The sequence below is a fragment of the Dyadobacter sp. HNCC25DJ186 genome (assembly GCF_056895235.1).
In genome coordinates this window covers 762,138-781,410 of record NZ_JBXHAS010000003.1, presented here as the reverse complement: position 1 = coordinate 781,410, position 19,273 = coordinate 762,138, and the positions used below count along the sequence as shown (strand labels likewise).

Sequence of the window (19,273 nt, the reverse complement as noted above, 5' to 3'; positions counted from 1 at the left end):
TTTGTCAAATAACGAACGAAGCACCAAATTTACCCAATAAAAATGGAAGAAAATTATTATTCTGATTTCTTGGGTGTGTTATTGGCACTTTTTATTTGATTTTCAATGGCGTCCCACTGTTCATCACTGACTTCTTTGAGAAAATTGAATTGTCCGCCCGACAAAACTTCTCCTCCGTCAAGTGTGATTACCTCACCAGTAATATAGGAGGAAAAATCGGAAACAAGATATGCTGCAAGATTGGCAAGTTCCTGATGATCACCAACTCTTTGTAAAGGAATTCTTTTTTCAAAAGAAAATTTTTTCGACAATTCCTCCGGAAAAAGACGATCCCAGGCACCCTTTGTAGGAAACGGTCCGGGAGCAATGGCATTCAATCTGATTCCATGGTCGGCCCACTCAAAAGCCAATGATTTTGTCATGGCCAAAACGCCTGCTTTCGCCATCGCGGAAGGCACGACCCAACCCGAACCCGTCCAGGCATACGTTGTTGATATATTTAAGACTGTTCCTTTTATGTTGTTATCAATCCAGTATTTGCCCAGCGCCAGCGTGAAGTAATAGGTTCCGCGCAAAACAATATCGACAACCGTGTCTACTGCCTTGTATGACAGACGTTCGGTCGGGCTGATAAAATTTCCTGCTGAATTATTTACCAATACATCAACTTGTCCGAAATGTTCGATGGATCTGGCGATGACGTTTTCAATTTCGTCAGTCTTGCGAACGTCACAAGCAACGGCCAGAATTTTACCGCCGGTTGACTCTTCCAACTCTTTGGCAGTAGTTTCTATAACTTCCAAACGACGGCTGCAAATAACGACGTTGGCTCCCAATTTAAGGAAATAGGTCGCCATCGATTTTCCCAGACCAGTACCGCCACCGGTGACGATTATCGTTTTATTATCAAGAGAACCATCACGGAGCATTCCTTCTTTATATGACATGAGTGTGATTTTAAGATAGTTGAACGTTTTCCTGATTTTGTTAAAGATGATATAAATATATCCTTAGGAGATCAGAATAATTTGTTGATGATGTGTAATAGTATGCATGCATACTATTACAAAGGTATTATTTACTTTTATTAATTATATTATTTCATGAAATTTTTTTGCTAAAAATAGAATTTTGTCGACATGTTTTTTTGAATACCAGTTAAAGGATTTTGATAACCACTGAGAATTAAAAAGAAATGCTTTTAGAAATGATCAGGATAACATAAGGCATCCCCGAAGTGAATTCTGTCGGCCACATCTAAATTCGTTTCGTTACAATAAGCTTAAACTAATTACGGTGCGCTGCACCTTATCCAGGATTGGTCTTTCATTTTTCTACAAGTATCGCGGTGCTCTGCACCTTGGATCGGACGTGCAGGGTGCCGTAATATTTGTAATAAAAATCCGGTTCAATTTGCATACGCAGTGTAGAGCATGGTGATATTTCTAGCAAAAGATATCCGGTTACGTTCTTCACATCAGGTACAGCATAATCCAATATTTGCCCTAAAATTTTCGGTTGTGGCTTTAAGGGCAGGTGCAGAGCACCCAAATATATGTAGCACACAGATTTAGGGCAGAGTCTCGAAAGGTGCAGAGCACCGTAATCAAGATTATGATTATTTTATATCGAAAAAATGATGAGCAACACATAACCTTATCAACACAACAATATCTCTAAATCTTCATCCGACCCCAAACGTATCAATATCCTCCAAAATTCTACCGGTCTGCTGACGCATTGTCCATTTTGATCAGGTGACTTATTGCTGCGCCAACAAATAAAGTGCTGCCATCCTCACAGCCACGCCATTTTCTACCTGATTTAAAATAATAGAATGTGACGAATCCGCAGCGTCGGAAGAAAGCTCTACGCCACGATTTATAGGTCCGGGATGCATGAGTATAATTTCCTTATCCAGTTCGTCGAGCATTGCTTTTGTTATACCAAAATATAGCGAATATTCTCTAAGAGAAGGGAAGTACTTTATTTGCTGCCTTTCAAGCTGAATTCGAAGGACGTTGGCAACATCACACCATTGCAGTGCTTCTCTCACATCATGCCCGATTTTTACACCCAGGTCGGCAAGGTATTTCGGGATCAGTGTTGAAGGGCCGCAAACCATTACCTCAGCACCGAGTTTTTGAAGGCAAAATATATTTGATAATGCTACACGTGAATGAAGAATGTCACCAATGATTGCTATTTTTTTACCCGCCAGATCTCCCAGTTTTTCCTTCATTGAAAAAGCATCCAACAAAGCTTGCGTCGGATGTTCGTGCGTTCCATCACCCGCGTTAATCACATTGGCGGGGATTCTGCTTGAAAGATAATGTGGAGCACCCGGGCTGCTATGCCGCATGACGATCATATCCACTTTCATCGCCAGGATATTATTTACTGTGTCCAGCAACGTTTCACCCTTTTTTACAGAACTGCCGGAAGCGGAAAAGTTGACTACATCAGCCGAAAGTCTTTTCTCTGCCAGTTCGAAAGAAAGCCTTGTACGGGTGGAATTTTCGAAAAAAACATTCGCTATAGTGATGTCGCGAAGCGACGGGACTTTCTTGATGGGCCGGTTAATTACTTCCTTAAATTGGGTAGCAGTATCTAAAATGGTATGAATGTCATTCTCGTTCAGGTTTTTAATTCCAAGTAAGTGCCGAACCGAAAGTTTTGTCATTGCGTCAGGATAAGAAAGTTTTGCAAAGATAACAAGGAAGCGCCCAACCGCAAATTGGAATTGTGAGAAAACTTTGATCCATTGTTCTGTGCAGATACCACTTAGTTATTTACTAAAGATAAAATCACCTTTTTTTTAAATTAATCATATTTAATTGTAGAATAATTTTGATATTTGGAATAATAGAATTAAATAGTTCTCTGGTAATTTGTTTAGAATAAATTCTAGTGTTAGTTTTGGTTCTGTAAATGGATTACATCACGTTTACTTGCATACCTCCTCTTAATTATCATCAATGAAATTTTTTGGGTTCATTTCCAGACGGGAATGACATAAGTTTTAATTCGACTATCGCCGAATGGGTTTGATGATATATTCCCTGTTTTTAGTTCCTGACGATACTTAATCCTATCGGGCACTTCACGTCAATTTCTTTAAATGGATGATTTTTATCCATGAGGATAACCTTGTGCCCAACCTCACAACAAAAATTGTAACTGACGATGGATTTCCATCTTAATAACCACTAATTATGAAATTTAAATTTTACACGCAGGCATTCTTTCTGATGCTTTTCGCATCATCTGTTTTTGCCCAACCATTAAAAGTTGTCTTCCCGGTATCCCGTATCGTGTTGCAGCGAGACAATGTTAATAACGAGGCGAAAGTGAACATAACAGGTACTTTCACGCCGGCAGTTACACGTATCGAGGCGCAATTGAAAACCCGGCCGGGAGAAGGCGGAACAGCAGTTGGCTGGACCACGATCAGTAACAATCCCAATGGAGGATCTTTTCGCGGAAGTTTAACGGGGAAAGGCGGACGTTATGATTTGGAAGTTCGTGCGATGAATGGAGGTTCTCAGGTAGGAAGTACTGTTGTTGTTGAAAAGGTAGGCGTTGGTGAAGTGTTTTTTATTGTTGGTCATTCTAATGCCGCTGGTGGGTCAAGTCCAAGTCTCGGAGCTTCCAGCGATATGGTAAGTTCAATTGATCCAATGCAAAATGATCCCGGACAATATGACCAGTATTTCAATACCGGTAATCCGGACCTTTTGCCACCTCTGAAATTTACTCAGTTATGCGGGAACTGTGGTATGGCGCCTGGATTAAAAGATATCTCATGGTTTTGGGGCAGGGTAGGAGATAATCTGGTAAGAAGCTTGAACGTTCCTGTGCTTTTTTACAGTGCGGCTTTTGGCGGAACTAATATGGAGCAAACTTACATGGCAGCTTACGATATACCGTTCACGCATTCCTTCGTTAATTATAGTATTAGAATGCCTTATGTTAATATTAGAACGGGTTTACAAAAATATGTACCTCAGACCGGTCTGCGTGCAGTTTTGTCCGGACATGGCGTAAACGACAGGTTTGTAACGAACGCAGAAACGAGTTTTCGTAACAATACTATCAATGTGATCAAAAAGACCCGCTCAGAATCTGGCTATAACGATTTGCCCTGGATGGTTGCGATTTCGGGTTGGGCGGACGGTAGGATTGATTATCTCGAAAATGCACAGAGATCAGTCATTCTAAGCACAGCGGAAGTATGGCAGGGTGCTAATTTGAACAATGTTGGAAACTGGGGAAGAAATGACGACAAAGTGCATTTTAATACGGTCGGCCAGGGAGCTGCTGCAGACGAGTGGTCCAATGCTATTTTAGCGAATAATTTTCTTTCAAATAGTAAGCCTTTGCTTGCTAAAACGCCTGATCTGCCGACGCCGTTGCCTGTGACGCTCGTGAAGTTTCAGGGGAAATCAATTGAAGGCGGGAAAAACTTATTGGAATGGTCAACGACTTCTGAAACGAACAATGACCACTTTGAGATCGAGCGAAGTCAGGATGCTGTCGACTTCGAAACCATTGGGATAAGGGCCGGAGAAGGAACAACAAAAAGCTTGGTCGAGTATAGTTATACAGATGAAAAGCCTTTTGATGACATCGTATATTACCGCTTAAAACAAGTTGATTTTGACGGTACAACGGCATTTTCAAGAATTATTGCCATCATGAAAGCCGAGCAGAAGAACTCGGACTATATTTATCCTAACCCAACTGGAAGCACCGTTGAAGTAGCTGCGGAAGGTTCATCCGTTACTGAGGTTATCATTTTTGATGGAACAGGACAAGTTGTTCTATCTGAAAAATCGCCAAAGCAAATTGATGTTTCCGGATTGATGAAAGGCAATTATATTCTGCAGGCAAAAACGCAGAATGGTCGCACGATCCGTAAAAAGATGGTGAAGTTATAATCTCAGAAAAATCTTGCAAGTCGTGTTGCCGGATCAATTTATTGGTTTAGTAACACGGCTTCTGTTTTAAAGCTTACCTAAATAAATCCTGATGTTCTCACTATTTTGTTTAATTATGCAAAAGGGAGAAATTAAGATTAAGAATAAATGAACAAACAGGAATTGGTCGAGTATATGAAAAGTCTTCTCAACGAGCGGATGCAAGTTGCGTGGGAAGCTATGGAAGCAGCTCAGGATTCAGCAAATGATCAAAGTAAAAGTTCTGCTGGTGATAAATATGAAACGGCACGTTCCATGGGGCAGCTTGATCGTAACATGCATGCAAGACAGTATGAACAGGTCAGGCAGGAAAGAGTAATATTGGAGCGAATCAGCGAGGCCGAAAAATTGTCTCGTGGAGCCGTGGGTGCACTTATGGAAACGACTGCCGGATGGTTTTTTATTTCTGTTAGTCTGGGTGCTGTAAAGTTTAATAATCAAACCGTATTAGCAGTATCGTCATCTTCTCCCGTTGGTTTATCGTTTCTTGGGAAAAAAGTGGGAGGCACATTTCAGTTTTTGAACAAACCGCATAAGATCACTGCAATTTATTAAGCAGCTGAGGGCGGTCAGCTATCGGCTGTCAGTATTTGACAAAAATTAATTCCTGTCTGAAACTGACTGCCAATAGCCGACTGCCGATAGCTCTTTAACCCATATTGTGGTAAACACGCTGAACGTCGTCGTCGTCTTCGATTTTCTCAATTAATTTTTCCACTTCGGCGATCTCTTCCTCTGTTAATTTTTTTGTATCACTCGGAATACGTTCAAAATCAGCCTCAACGATTTCAAAGCCGTTTTCTTCCAGGTAATGCTGCAAAGCTCCGAATGAAGTGAATTCGCCGTAAATATTAATCTGGTTTGTTTCTTCGTCAAGGAAAACTTCTTCTCCGCCAACATCGATCAGTTCAAATTCCAGTTCTTCCATATCACGGGTACCATCATTTTTAATTTTGAAAATACATTTTCGGTCAAAAATGAAATCCAGCATACCCATTGTTCCTAAACTCCCGCCAAGTTTATTAAAGTAACTGCGGACGTTTGCTACTGTACGAACGGGATTGTCTGTGGTACTCTCAACAAGAATAGCGACGCCATGTGGTCCGTAACCTTCATAGACCATTTCTTTGTAATCTTCCTGATCTTTTGAAGTCGCGCGTTTAATGGCACGTTCCACCGTTTCTTTAGGCATGTTCGCAGCTCTCGCATTTTGAAGCAATACTCTGAGACGTGCGTTGGTGGCAGGATCAGCCGTTCCACTTTTAACTGCAAGAACTATATCTTTTCCAATCCGGGTAAATGTTTTTGCCATTTTATCCCAACGCTTAAACATCCGCGCTTTTCTATATTCATAGGCTCTTCCCATGCGTATTCTTACTAAGGTTTTATTAAATTAATATTCGTATAAAGTTGTCCGTCCTGAGATTTATGAGGTCGAAATTCACAACTGACTCATTTTGGATAGTCAATGACAGATTTAAATAATTGGTAAATTTACAAAAGACTTATAAACTCGGACAAAAATAAGAACCTTTCAATCTCTTTTTATCAAAAAATGAATCTAAAATTGCAATGGAGCATTAAAAGCTTTGAAGACCTGACCAATTATGAACTATATGAATTGCTGCGTCTAAGAAATGAAGTATTTGTAGTAGAGCAAAAGTGTATTTTTCTGGATCAGGATAATAAGGATCAAAATTGCCACCATTTGCTGGGAATGGATAACGGACTGTTGATCGCCTATACCCGGATTGTTCCCCCGGGATTGTCTTATGACTATCCATCCATAGGAAGAGTTGTTGTCTCTCGCGCCGGACGTGGAAAATCTTACGGGAATGCGTTGATGCGTAAGTCAATTCAAATTCTTGAAGACTTATACGGTTTATCCGCAATCAGGATAGGCGCCCAGCTTTATTTGAAAGCTTTTTATGAGTCATTTGGATTTGAGCAAAGCAGTGAAGTATATGATGAAGATGGAATCGACCACATCGAAATGACTCGTTTTTCGTCTGTTGGGGAATTTTAGGATATTAATATTCAATATGTAGAATAATTCACCAAAATGGATATCCTTTGCAAGGTGTCTTAGAGATACAGCTTTTTAGTTTCTGGGGCAGTCAAGTAAGATCAATGCGACAAAACGACCCAAATGAATCAAATTAAGCTTATTTGCAGAAATATTATTCTTAATAGTTCTAAGACTGAGGTTTTGGCACGAATATTTAATAGTTAGAAGTCAGTCAAGCAAACTACTGCATGTAATTGACGCCTGTCAATATAACACTGTAGTTTTGACGAACACTGATAGAGGAGGGTTTACGTGGAATGGCCTACTGTAATGCGGTAGGCCATTTTTTTGTGCCTTATAGATTGCTTTGGTTGTATAATTGGTGTTCTTTTGTAAACTTTTATGTAAATAAAGAAATACTATACATGACCAAAGTTACCGACTTTATTAGACAGGCTCAGGGCAAAACACTATTCTCAATCGAAATCATCCCGCCCGTTAAGGGACAAAATATCAACGAATTATTAAACGGAATTGAGCCCCTGATGGAGTTCAAGCCACCATTTGTCGATGTTACTTACCATCGTGAGGAGCTGATAGATGTTAAAGGACAAAGCGGACTTATCGAAAGAATCCCCATTCGAAAACGTCCGGGTACGGTTGGTATTTGCGCAAGATTGATGGAGCGGTTCAAGGTCGATGCAGTTCCACATGTTATCTGCGGTGGTTTTACCAAAGATGAAACGGAAGACGTTTTATTTGATCTTCATTATTTAGGTATAGACAATGTACTTGTTTTACGCGGCGATCCTGAAAAATCGGCAGGCGTGTTTAAAGCAAAACTTGGCGGACACAGTTATGCCTCAGAGCTGGTTACACAAGTTGTCAATATGAACAACGGTATTTTGATGCATGCCGAAACGGAAGCTGCACATACCAATTTCTGTATCGGCATTGCAGGATATCCTGAAAAACATCTTGACGCGGAAAGTCTGGACACTGATTTTGAACATTTGAAAAATAAAATTGCATTAGGAGCCAATTACATTGTTACGCAAATGTTTTTTGATAATCAGAAATATTTCAGGTTTGTCGACAGATGCCGTGCAGAAGGTATTACAGTTCCGATCATTCCAGGTTTAAAGCCACTGGCAACTAAAAGACAGTTGACGATTTTACCTGAAATTTTCCATCTGGAATTTCCTCAGGATCTTGTTAAGGAAGCCGAGAAATGTGCCAGCGATAAGGAAGTTCGTCAGCTTGGCGTTGAATGGAGCATTCAGCAATGTAAAGAATTGATTGCCTACGGAGCTCCTGTTTTACACTTTTATACGATGGGAAAATCGGATAACGTTGCACAAATAGCCAGCAAGGTTTTCTGATTATTCCAGACAAACCGCAGTACCATTGGCGCTAACCATCAGCATTGATCCGTTTCCGCCAATGGTCTCAAAATCCAGATCCACACCGATAATTGCATGTGCCCCCAGGCGCTGCGCCTGTTCCATCATCTCCCGCAGCGCAATACTTTTGGCTTCCCGAAGTGCTTGTTCATATGATCCAGAGCGTCCGCCAACCACGTCCCTTATACTTCCCAGAAAGTCTTTAACCACATTGGCGCCGATAATGGCTTCGCCATTGACCAATCCAATGTATTTGATAATTTTTTTGCCTTCGATGTTTGGAGTAGTTGTAACCAGCATATAAATGTTGCGATATTTTGTAAGGTTAAGAAGTTTATTAACGTTATAGCACACAATTTACAGTATTTTCGTGTCTGGACACAATATTTACTATTTTAACGGTCAATCAGATATTTAGTCTGCTTTCTGACTTTTTGAGCGGAAAATTAAATTAACTATTTCATGAGCAGTACAATAAAATCTATAAACGAAGTGATCCGCACGCGTCGGAGTATCTTTCCACCTAGTTATATCGAAAAGGAAATTCCTCGCGACGTAATTAATTCCATTCTTGAAAATGCCAATTTCGCGCCAACGCATAAGCTGACAGAACCATGGCGTTTTACAGTTTTTACTGGTGACGGGCGTGTAAAACTGGCTGATTATATGGCAGAAGCTTACCGGGCAAATACCACATCGGAAACGTTTTCGCCAGCAAAGTATGAAGGGACGAGATCAAAAGCGTTGAAATCCGCAGCCGTTATCGCGATTATCGTAGAGCTGCATCCTGAGAAAATTCCTGAATGGGAGGAAGTTGCATCCGTTGCCTGTGCAGTACAAAACATGTGGCTGACAGCTACAGCCAACAATATCGGAGCGTATTGGAGCAGCCCGTCTGTCACCGAATCACTGCGTCAGTTCCTGGATTTGAAAGAAAATCAAAACTGCATTGGATTTTTTTATATGGGTTATCATAATCTGGGAGACACGCCTGCACGTCGTACGCCAATTGAAGAAAAAGTAACCTGGATAGATTAGCTTCTCATTGACTTTCGGCAGTCAGCGTTTGGATAATTGTATTAATTGTTTTTTTTAAGACCGACCGCCGAAAGCCGAAAGCAAAATTTCAATATTCCCCATTTCAATTAAACCCAATGACCGTCCTTCGTGCCGAATCCGTTTCGAAAAATTTTGATAATAAAACAGTTTTACAAGAAATTTCCCTCGAATTAAATCCCGGTGAGTGGCTTGGGATATTAGGAGAAAGCGGGTCTGGAAAAAGTACTTTACTGCGCATTTTAGGGCGTTTTGTGGATTCGGATAAGGGAGATGTTTATTTCCGGGAATCGCTTGTGCCTGCCGTTCGTGGTGAACTTATTCCCGGACATAACGCCATTAAATTAATTCATCAGGAGTTTGAGCTTTTTCCAAATCAGACGGTTGAAGAAAATATATCCTATGCTTTGCGTTTCTACGAACCAGCTTATCGTAAAAACAAGGTGGAAGAACTGCTAACGATCACGGGATTATCATCCATCCGCAATCAAAAAGCTAAACTTTTGTCAGGAGGAGAAAAACAGCGGACAGCCATTGCCAGGTCGCTCGCGGAGCAGCCGGATGTATTATTACTGGATGAGCCTTTTGCACATCTTGACAATAGGAACCGCCGTATTTTGGCCGAGGCAATTGAAAAATTACGCTCTGAACAGCAAATGGCCTGCATATTTGTCACGCATGAATCCGAAGATGCACTTGCCTGGTCGGACCGGATAGCGGTATTGAGAAATGGAGAAATTATTCAGATCGGAACGCCTCAGGAAGTTTACAACAAGCCGGTAAGCAGTTATGTGGCAGAATTAACTGGCGATATCAACTGGCTTCATTCCGGATCTGATACACAAAAATCTTTTATTCGCCCTGAAAAAATAAAACGAACAAAATATCAGGAAAAAAGCAAATGGACAGGTGAAGTTGAAGCGATTCGTTTTCATGGAAACCATTGGGAAATTCGGTGTGTGAATGAAACAGGTTTACTTGTCTTTTATCGCAACAGAAAAGACGTCGAAATTGGAGATCAGGTTTATCTCACTTATGCTGAAAAAGATGTGATGTCGATATAATATTTTGGGACCTACAAGCTGAACCAGAAGGAAATCTTCACGGCAAAGGGCGTAACATTTGGGTTGTCCTTGTAGGTAAGGCGGTGGATTGCATCCACACGACCAAACTTAAAAATATTATCAACGCCATAACCTAATTCCAGGTAAGGTGTGTTTCCCAATTTATTAAAAGTCTGGATTGGATTTCCCTCAGCGTCAACCGTTGACGCGAGCTCCATATTTTTCGCACTAACCTGCCCGTAAAATAATTTCCCGGTCGCGAGTAATCTCCATTTCAGTTTACGAACTGCCGGGATTCTGTTTAGAATAAATCCTTCGTCATTATGTTCAACACGGAGCGTCACGTACCGGTCTGCAATAAATTCAAAGTATTTCATCAAATTAAAAGCGTTGTCAACATAAAATAACGATTCGTTACCTAACGGATTGTAAAGTAGTGTATAAGGAATTGTTGACGGAATATAACCAAGTGTCAGGTTATAATAAGTCCGCCCGAAAACACCTGCCCGGAAAGTTTGTTTAACATTCGCAGCAAATTTATTATAGTGAAAATCACCCAGTAGAAAGTTTTTCATGCCAAGTGTATATCTGAAAGTAAACGCCGGCGAATTGCCTGTTCCCATACTGATTCGTTCATTGTCATTTTGAAGAAAAGTTTCATTTCCTGCAAGTCGGGTTTCAACGTTCAGTTCTGTGATTTCATAAGTACTCCGGAGGGGAGATTCGAAACCCATTTCCGGTTTGCTTCGATAGGCAAAATCAAAAAGAGGACGGAAATTCCGGTGACGAAGCTGAACGCTGGTCGTGAACCCTTTTACAATTTCCCTTTTTGCATAAGCCGAAATATCTTCCTGCCAATAAGGTCTTCTGAATTGTCCAAATCTTGAAAACGCGCCAAAAATCGTGTTTGTCCCAATGTTCTCAGCCGAAACTCCCAGCCGTTCCAGATCTTTGGAATAAGAAATGCCCGCCATGGTCCACGGTTTTCGGGAGAAAATATAGTCAACACCCGCACCATACTTAAAAGCGTGATCGCTAAAACCGTAAGCCCCGTAACCACTCAGGATTACCTTCCTGCTAAACCCGGGATCTGTCTTAAATCCAAGCCGTAACCGATGCCCTTCCACATTATTATTGGCATACAAAAACAGATAGGGGCCAATGTCAATATTCCATTTATCGATCCTTTTGTAACCATTCACAAATATGTTTAATATTTCTGTGTAGGTTTTGACAGCAGGTAACACTTTGAGCGAATCGACAAGCTGAAAACTTAAAATCTCAGATTTGGTCAAAGATTCTGGTCGGCTTTTTTGCCAGAATGCAGAATCATGAACCATATAATCTTCTTTCAACTCAATGGCTGTATCGAAAAATTTAGGCCCACGGGGAGTATTAATTTTATAATGGGTATTAGAAGAATAAAATTTAAGCAGCAAACCAGCCGTCTGTTTTGTCGGTTCATCAACATCGATCAACACACGGGTCTTAGTCGGGACCCAGGTTTTATCATCTTCAAAAAGGTCATAAGAAGTCTGGATTTTAATTTTTTCGATAAAGTTCAGGTTGGCGCGTTTCCCAACATTCGCGTCCATCTGGGTAAGCGCATAATTGTCACCGTCAATCCAGAAAGATCCGCTGAACGCAAGATCCTGCTCCTGTCGTGGTTCGAAATCGATCTTATAGTCATAAGTCTCCCCATTTTTAATACTATCTGCCAGATAATAATCATAATATAATTTCCAACTGTCAGAAATAGGAGAGATAAAGTCCTTTTCCAGGACATTCAGCCAGTTGTTGTAAAAATTGTATTGTTGAAAAGAGGAGCCAACGATTTGCGATACAAAACTTCCATCCGTCAGACCAACGCCTGAAACTTTTGTTTTATTAATAATCTCCTTTTTCTTTTTCGGATCTTTTCGGAAATAAACATTTGAAACAGACTCGGATATGAAGATAGGAATGATTGTCTCTCCGTCTTCGCCTTTGACTTCGTCGTATTTATCAACGATGTGCGTCATTTTTTTAACGGTTCGCCGGTTCCTGAATTTCTCGGAAAGGTTGTCGATATCAATCTGGATCTTGTTGTAACTTTCGTATTCATAAGCTTCCAGATTTTCTGAATTATTTGCCTTTCTATTTTCCACAATCTTGCGCATGATCCGCCAGGCAGGATTTTCCCCGGCAAAAATTCGGACTTCCCTCAATTGTAATGCTCCCGGAGTTAGCTGGACGTCAATTGTTTGTTCTTGTAAATTTGGTGTTATGGCTTTACTTTTTGTTCCATAACCCACATAAGTAATAAGCAGGGAATCCGCAGGAGGGGTATAAATAATCGAGTAAAAACCATCAAAATTAGTAGTTCCTCCGGATATGGAAGCTTTAATGGCGACGTTTGCAAAGGGAACGGGATCTCCGGTCGTAGCATCTGTAATTCGTCCTTTGATCGTATAAGTCGTTTGTGCGAAGGTTGGGACAGCTACCGCCAGAAAAACAAATAATAGTTTAATTATCTTCATATTAAGATTCCCAGGCTCCGTGAGTAAAATCTATTTTGCTAATTCAGTATCTTTTTTCTTTTTTATCTCCACATTAGACGTAAGATCTGCATTTGGTCTCAAAACATGTACATCTAAAACTGCTTTTGGCCTTGCCAGATACTCCCGTATCAAAGTCCTGATAGAATAACCATCAGGCACATCCTGTGCCGCAAATGAGATCGCATTAATACCTTCATTGCGTGCAATATATAGCGCTCGCGCATTATGAAAGTTTTGTGAAATAACAGTGAAGTTGTCCTGGTTGAAGACTTCCTTACATCTAACCACTGAATCAAATGTCCGGAACCCGGCATAATCCAGCGTCATCACATTCTCAGGTATTCCCAGATTTAATAAAGCACGTTGCATATCCAGCGGCTCGTTGTAATACTCAGAATCATTATTTCCGCTGAGTATAATGTACTTAATTTTTCCTTCTTTAAAAAGCCGGGCTGTTGCCTCCATCCGATATTTAAAAAAAAGATTTTCTTTACCTCTTTCCGTTTTTCTGCTTGTTCCTAAAACCAGCGCAACATCATTTGACGGAAGATTTTGAATTGAAAAATAGTTATACTGTTTGGTACAGTAAACCACCCAGAAATTGCACAGCAGGATAAACACCAGGCTGGCAAAGAGAAGGGCAATACCTATTTTGATCAATTTTTTCACGTGCCTCCTTAAAGTTAACCTCTAAGTTGTTAGATATATTGAGGGTCATTACAAGCATAACAATTAGTTTCTGCTTTTCAATACGCGCAAACCGATATATTTTGTTGCTTACATCGAAAAATAGGTTTGAATAGAAAGTACGGATACCTTCTATTCAAATAAACCAAGCTGTGACTTTTCCGAATCAGGGTCTTTATCCTTTTTAGGAGCTTTTTTGGATTTTACCTCTTTTTTGCTTTCAGTTTCATTAACCTCCGGGTTTTCCTCCTCAGTTCGAATCTGCTCTGGTTCAGTTATATCCTGAATTTCAGGTTCTTCGCGTTCCGTTGCAGTATCCTGATCTTCACCTTCTTTCTGATCTTCGATCTCTTCGGCTGCATCTTCTATTTCCTCAGATTTAGGTTCCTCGATCGGCTCCGGATCAGCCAATGGTTCCAACCAACGAATCTCTTTGAATTTGTCAATCGACAATTTATAACCCATAGCTTTCCAGCCACGGATATCGATCAATTCTTCTACAACAAATTCTTCGTGCAACTGATCTCTTTTTTCATTTTTGGCATGAACAATTTCAAAACGTGGCCGTTTGTCCGTTGAAGCCAATATCAATTTACTATTTTTTGCGTCGCTGATAAAAACAAATTTCTTATCCAGCGAAGAAGTTTCTATTGTGAAACGTTTGATAAAATGCTGTTTCTGGCCACCGTCGTAATATAGGGCGGTAATTGGCAGCTTGCTATCAAACTTCTTTACAAGTAAGACCTCATTTGAGACATAATGATTCGTAAGGTCAAAGTTGGTAAGCTCGTAAGAGCCGTCTTTATAAATGACCAGAATATTATCTGCAGATCCGAAATTGCCTAGATATTCACCACGTTCGTCACGGTTCAAGCGTCCGATAATTGGATCAAACCACATATCCACACCACCAAGCGTTGAGCGGCCAGCCTGCTTCATTACAATTTTTCGAACCGTATATTTGGTAAGAATATTGCCCATGGCACTTCTGTTCTTAATGAGCAGATCGGCAAAATTGAAGTCAAACTGTTTTACTTTGGCCTTACTTTGAGCGGTCAGACTTACCGTAATGATTTCCGCTTCTCCATTTTCATTTGAAGTGAAATAAGTGATTTTAGATTTTGGCGTACCCTGCGTCAGATCGTATTCCCTGTCGCGGGTAACGGCAGTAACCTGGAATCTTTTGATATAGGAAACCCCCGTTTTCCCTTCCAGATAAACAACGTTATACACTTTTCGCTCGTCATTTTTGACAAAGACAGCGCAGTGAATAATATCTTTTCCTACAAAAACTTTGTCCTGCACTTTCGTTACCAGACATTTCCCATCACCTCTGAAAACGATAATATCATCGATATCCGAGCAGTCCATGACGTACTCGTCTTTTTTTAACCCATACCCGATGAAACCTTCGGCGCGGTTAACATAAAGTTTCTGGTTGTTGGCAGCAACAATGTTCGCAGAGATTTGATTGAAGGCCATGATCTTCGTCCTTCTTTCTCTCCCTTTTCCGTACTTCTTCAAAAGATCACGGAAATAATCAACAGCAAAACGCGTGATATTGGCCAGGTTATCATCCGTTTCGGTCAATTCATCCTGCCACTTACGCATCAGTTCGTCCGCTTTATACCCATCATATTTGGATATACGTTTGATTCTGATCTCAGTTAATTCTGTAATATCATCGTCTGTGATCTCTCTGTAAAACTGCGGTTTATAGGGTTCAAGACCTTTGTCAATCGTTCTGATGACCGCTTCAAAAGTTTCACATTCTTCTATATCACGATAAATCCTGTTTTCTATAAATATTTTTTCAAGAGAACCGTACAGGATTTTTTCCAGAAGTGCAAGTCTTCTGATTTCAAGCTCGCGTTTCAGCAAATGAACCGTCTGCTGGGTATTGTATCTGAGAATGTCGGTTACACCAACAAAATGAGGCTTGTTGTCAATAATAACGCAGGCATTCGGAGAAATGGAAACCTCACATTCCGTAAATGCGTAAAGTGCGTCAATAGTAATATCAGGAGAAACGCCGGGAGCAAGATGCACCTGGATTTCTACATCGGCAGCCGTATTATCAACTACTTTTTTAATTTTTATTTTACCCCCATCATTCGCTTTGATAATGGAATCGATTAACGAAGACGTTGTAGTCCCGAATGGAATATCCCGGATCACCAGCATTTTCTTATCTTCTTCCTCAATCCTGGCTCGTACGCGTACTTTTCCGCTACGGTGACCGTCGCCGTAGTTGGATACATCAACCTGTCCGCCGGTTAAAAAATCAGGATAGATGATTACTTCTTTTCCCTGTAAAATATTGATCGAAGCCTCGATCAGTTCGCAGAAATTGTGCGGTAATATTTTCGTGGAAAGGCCAACGGCAATACCTTCAACACCCAACGATAACAAAAGCGGAAATTTGACCGGCAAAGTAACCGGCTCACGCTTCCGTCCATCATAGGATAGTTGCCATTCGGTGGTATCGTTGTTGAAAACGATTTCTTTTGAAAATCTTGAAAGGCGTACCTCGATATACCGGGCAGCAGCAGCACGGTCGCCCGTACGCAAGTCTCCCCAGTTTCCCTGTGTATCAAAAAGCAGTTCTTTTTGGCCAAGGTTAACAATCGCATCATTAATTGAAGCATCCCCGTGTGGGTGATACTGCATCGTTGATCCGATTACGTTTGCAACTTTATTGAAACGACCATCGTCCATTTCATTCAGTGCGTGCAAAATCCGGCGCTGAACAGGTTTTAAGCCGTCTTCAATGGCTGGCACGGCACGTTCCAAAATTACATAAGAGGCATAATCAAGAAACCAACTTTCGTAAAGGCCCGATACGGGTAATTGACTGTGTAATTCGCTATCTTCTACGTTAGGCGTAGCTCCGTTTTCGTCCATAAATTGAGGCGGAAACTAAGGGTTTAAATGCTGTAAAATTTTTATAAAATCGTCTGCTTATCGGTTTTCCGTACATGGATAATCGATTTTTGAAGGATTAAAATGCACGAAGATTGCCGGGAGGCCAGGACTAAAATACTCGCTAATATACGAAAAAAAGACATTATTCCCCAGTTTCAGGCATCAGAATCCACCGCCTTTAACACAGTGAGCAATTCACTGATCATCATGGCCGTGGCTCCCCAGATTTTATATCCGTTCACCTCATAATGTGGTGCGGTGATATTGACGCCCCGAACCTGGATCTCGCTGGATCCTATGATTGAAACATCCGAAATGTGATTTAATTTGATCTCAAATATATCTTCAACTTCTCTCGGATCCGGAAAAAAATCAGGGCGATAGGGCATAGCGGCTACTACCGGTAAAACATAAAAGTTGCTGGGTGGAATAAACAACTCCGTCAAAATACCCAGGACTTTAACATCGTTCAGCCGCAGTCCTATTTCTTCCTGAGCTTCGCGTAATGCAGTTCTTATCAGGTTTTCATCTGTTCTTTCATAACGTCCGCCAGGAAAAGCGACCTGCCCGGAATGCACGCCATCGTAAGCCGGACGCAGTATCAATGGGAAATAAATCTCCCCTTTGTAGGGATAAAAAAGAATAAGCACAGCACTTTTACGTGTCCGTTCATTCGGCTTGACCGTAAGCCGAAGCTTGGAACTGGACTGCATGAACTGGTGAGCGGATTCACCGGGAAGTGGATCTTCTAATTTTTTAAGCAATTCATTCGTAAAAAGCGAGAAAGATCCCTGGGCCATAGAGGCGATTAAAATTAATTTTATTGAGTGTCAGTATTCAGGTAACATAACAAATCAGCTTAGAGTTTCACGGGAATTTATTAGGTTCCACGAAGTAAACCGGTTAATTGAATAACGGTTACTTATTGATTCTCCGGCTGATTTTGTGCGTTTAACAATGTTACTAATTATTTTTCTGTAAGCCAAATGATAAATTTAAACCTAAGCATACAGGCCAACGAGCTGCTCTGCGCAACGCTGTCCGTCCATGGCTGCAGACATAATTCCACCGGCATAACCTGCGCCTTCTCCGCACGGAAAAAGTCCTTTTACAACAGGATGTTCGCAAGTTTCGCGTTCTCTCGGGATTCTTACCGGTGAGGAAGTACGGCTTTCGACACCGATCAGTTGCGCATCTCCGGATAAATATCCTTTCATTTTTCTTCCAAAATCAGTTAAGGCATCACGCAGCGGGAAGGCCATGTTTGGCGGAAGTACTTCATAAAGATCGACAGGTGTTAATCCAGGCTGGTAAGAAGTTTCACGAAGCTGGCCCGACATTTTTCTGTTGACAAAATCCGTAGCCAGCTGTGCAGGCGCAGTTTGCGTAGCACCTGCTAAGTTACAGGCAGCTTGTTCAATTTCCTTTTGAAACTGTAATCCAGCCAGGGCGCCAAACGCACGGTAAGGTGCAAGGTCAATATCTTCAACCGAAACTACGATCCCGGAATTTGCAAACGGGGAATCACGACGGGAGGGAGACATTCCGTTCACCACAACCTCGCCCGAAGCTGTTGCTGCCGGGACAATAAAGCCACCCGGACACATACAAAAAGAAAAAACGCCGCGCTGAACGCCCTGATATCGGGTTTGGGTAACGAGACTGTATGAAGCAGCAGGCAGATACGGCCCACGATCAGTTTCGCAATGATATTGAATTTTGTCAATTACATTTTGCGGATGTTCGATCCGCACACCCATGGCGAAAGATTTACTTTCAATAAGAATTTTCCGGTTATCCAGTAATTCATAAATATCTCTGGCGGAATGGCCTGTTGCAAGAATTACACCAATCCCGGTGTGTTCCGTATTATCATCTGTAATAACGCCTTTCAGGATATTTCCCTCCAATATAAGGTCTGTAACCTTGGTATCGAAATGAATTTCTCCACCTGCTTCCAGAATACTTTTACGCATTTCGGCGACAACCATCGGCAATTTATTGGTACCGATATGCGGATGGGTATCAATAAGAATTTGCTCATTGGCACCATGGCCAACAAATATTTCGAGTACCCGGCGTATATCTCCCCGCTTGTTTGAGCGGGTATAGAGTTTTCCGTCGGAATAGGTTCCTGCACCGCCTTCTCCGAAACAATAATTAGATTCTGGATTAACGATGTGCTCCTTATTAATGGCTGCCAAATCACGGCGTCTCGCCCGCACATCTTTACCACGTTCGAAGAGGATCGGTTTTATTCCTAATTCGATTAAACGTAAGGCTGCGAACATACCCGCAGGTCCGCATCCAACGATAAGCGCTTTCGGTCGGCTGGTTACGTCCGGGTAATGTAAAGGCGTCTGGATGAGTGAAGGCGGTAATTCATTTATATAAACTTCTGCCTGCACATTGACCTTCACCTGTCTGCTCCGCGCATCGATGGACTGCCGGGTTTTTCGGATAAATGGTTTGTCATCAGGCCGTAAACGAAGTTTTTTATTGATAAACTGACGAAAGGCGTCATCGTCCAGAGCGATCTCTGGTGAAAGTGTAAGTTGGAATGTCTGCTGCATTGATCTGAAAGGGATTTATCCTTTAATAATGCAAAGTT

The 19,273-nt window shown here is 41.3% G+C and carries 15 protein-coding genes; 6 read left to right on the top strand and 9 right to left on the bottom strand.

Annotated elements, in window-relative coordinates:
- Positions 1-56 precede the first annotated feature (56 nt).
- Together AC1XUO_RS13140 and AC1XUO_RS13135 are read right to left on the bottom strand one after the other, a co-directional pair.
- Positions 57-947, bottom strand: a complete 891-nt coding sequence (locus tag AC1XUO_RS13140; protein WP_483330274.1) for an SDR family oxidoreductase — start codon at positions 945-947, stop codon at positions 57-59.
- A gap of 815 nt (positions 948-1,762) precedes the next feature.
- Positions 1,763-2,683 (bottom strand): aspartate carbamoyltransferase catalytic subunit, encoded by a 921-nt coding sequence (locus AC1XUO_RS13135; RefSeq protein ID WP_483330273.1) that lies wholly within the window; start codon positions 2,681-2,683, stop codon positions 1,763-1,765.
- A 532-nt stretch (positions 2,684-3,215) separates the two neighbouring features.
- Between AC1XUO_RS13135 and AC1XUO_RS13130 the strand changes: the two genes are divergently transcribed.
- Positions 3,216-4,940 (top strand): T9SS type A sorting domain-containing protein, encoded by a 1,725-nt coding sequence (locus AC1XUO_RS13130; protein WP_483330272.1) that lies wholly within the window; start codon positions 3,216-3,218, stop codon positions 4,938-4,940.
- 147 nt (positions 4,941-5,087) lie between these two features.
- The gene (locus tag AC1XUO_RS13125) at positions 5,088-5,534 is read left to right on the top strand and encodes a transcription elongation factor (RefSeq protein WP_483330271.1); all 447 of its coding nucleotides are present in this window, start codon (positions 5,088-5,090) and stop codon (positions 5,532-5,534) included.
- Between the two features lie 94 nt (positions 5,535-5,628).
- On the opposite strand, the gene AC1XUO_RS13120 is transcribed toward AC1XUO_RS13125, so the two are convergent.
- Positions 5,629-6,345, bottom strand: coding sequence for a YebC/PmpR family DNA-binding transcriptional regulator (locus tag AC1XUO_RS13120; protein WP_483330270.1), 717 nt, complete (start codon positions 6,343-6,345; stop codon positions 5,629-5,631).
- Between the two features lie 189 nt (positions 6,346-6,534).
- On the opposite strand from AC1XUO_RS13120, the gene AC1XUO_RS13115 reads away from it, so the two are divergent.
- Entirely contained in the window at positions 6,535-7,005 is a 471-nt protein-coding gene (locus AC1XUO_RS13115) for a GNAT family N-acetyltransferase (RefSeq protein ID WP_483330269.1), read from the top strand.
- A 407-nt stretch (positions 7,006-7,412) separates the two neighbouring features.
- Positions 7,413-8,369, top strand: coding sequence for a methylenetetrahydrofolate reductase (locus AC1XUO_RS13110; protein WP_483330268.1), 957 nt, complete (start codon positions 7,413-7,415; stop codon positions 8,367-8,369).
- On the opposite strand, the gene AC1XUO_RS13105 is transcribed toward AC1XUO_RS13110, so the two are convergent.
- A complete protein-coding gene (locus AC1XUO_RS13105; protein ID WP_235151030.1) occupies positions 8,370-8,690 on the bottom strand; it encodes a heavy metal-binding domain-containing protein in 321 nt (106 codons plus the stop codon). It abuts the gene before it with no gap.
- 162 nt (positions 8,691-8,852) lie between these two features.
- On the opposite strand from AC1XUO_RS13105, the gene AC1XUO_RS13100 reads away from it, so the two are divergent.
- Complete coding sequence (locus AC1XUO_RS13100; RefSeq protein ID WP_483330267.1) at positions 8,853-9,428, top strand: nitroreductase family protein; 576 nt, start codon at positions 8,853-8,855, stop codon at positions 9,426-9,428.
- Positions 9,429-9,544: 116 nt separating this feature from the next.
- Positions 9,545-10,510 carry an ABC transporter ATP-binding protein gene (locus tag AC1XUO_RS13095; protein WP_483330266.1) on the top strand — a complete coding sequence of 322 codons (966 nt, stop codon included), beginning with the start codon at positions 9,545-9,547 and terminating at the stop codon, positions 10,508-10,510.
- Positions 10,511-10,521: 11 nt separating this feature from the next.
- Here AC1XUO_RS13095 and AC1XUO_RS13090 read toward each other — a convergent pair whose 3' ends face one another.
- From AC1XUO_RS13090 to AC1XUO_RS13070, 5 genes are all read right to left on the bottom strand, one after another.
- Positions 10,522-13,029: a DUF5686 and carboxypeptidase-like regulatory domain-containing protein gene (locus tag AC1XUO_RS13090; RefSeq protein WP_483330265.1), complete on the bottom strand. Its 2,508-nt coding sequence runs from the start codon at positions 13,027-13,029 to the stop codon at positions 10,522-10,524.
- 30 nt (positions 13,030-13,059) lie between these two features.
- Entirely contained in the window at positions 13,060-13,674 is a 615-nt protein-coding gene (locus AC1XUO_RS13085; RefSeq protein WP_483330404.1) for a SanA/YdcF family protein, read from the bottom strand.
- Between the two features lie 195 nt (positions 13,675-13,869).
- Positions 13,870-16,641 (bottom strand): DNA gyrase/topoisomerase IV subunit A, encoded by a 2,772-nt coding sequence (locus AC1XUO_RS13080; RefSeq protein WP_483330264.1) that lies wholly within the window; start codon positions 16,639-16,641, stop codon positions 13,870-13,872.
- Positions 16,642-16,817: 176 nt separating this feature from the next.
- Positions 16,818-17,462 (bottom strand): NUDIX hydrolase, encoded by a 645-nt coding sequence (locus AC1XUO_RS13075; protein ID WP_483330263.1) that lies wholly within the window; start codon positions 17,460-17,462, stop codon positions 16,818-16,820.
- 201 nt (positions 17,463-17,663) lie between these two features.
- Positions 17,664-19,235: an NAD(P)/FAD-dependent oxidoreductase gene (locus tag AC1XUO_RS13070; RefSeq protein ID WP_483330262.1), complete on the bottom strand. Its 1,572-nt coding sequence runs from the start codon at positions 19,233-19,235 to the stop codon at positions 17,664-17,666.
- Positions 19,236-19,273 lie beyond the last annotated feature (38 nt).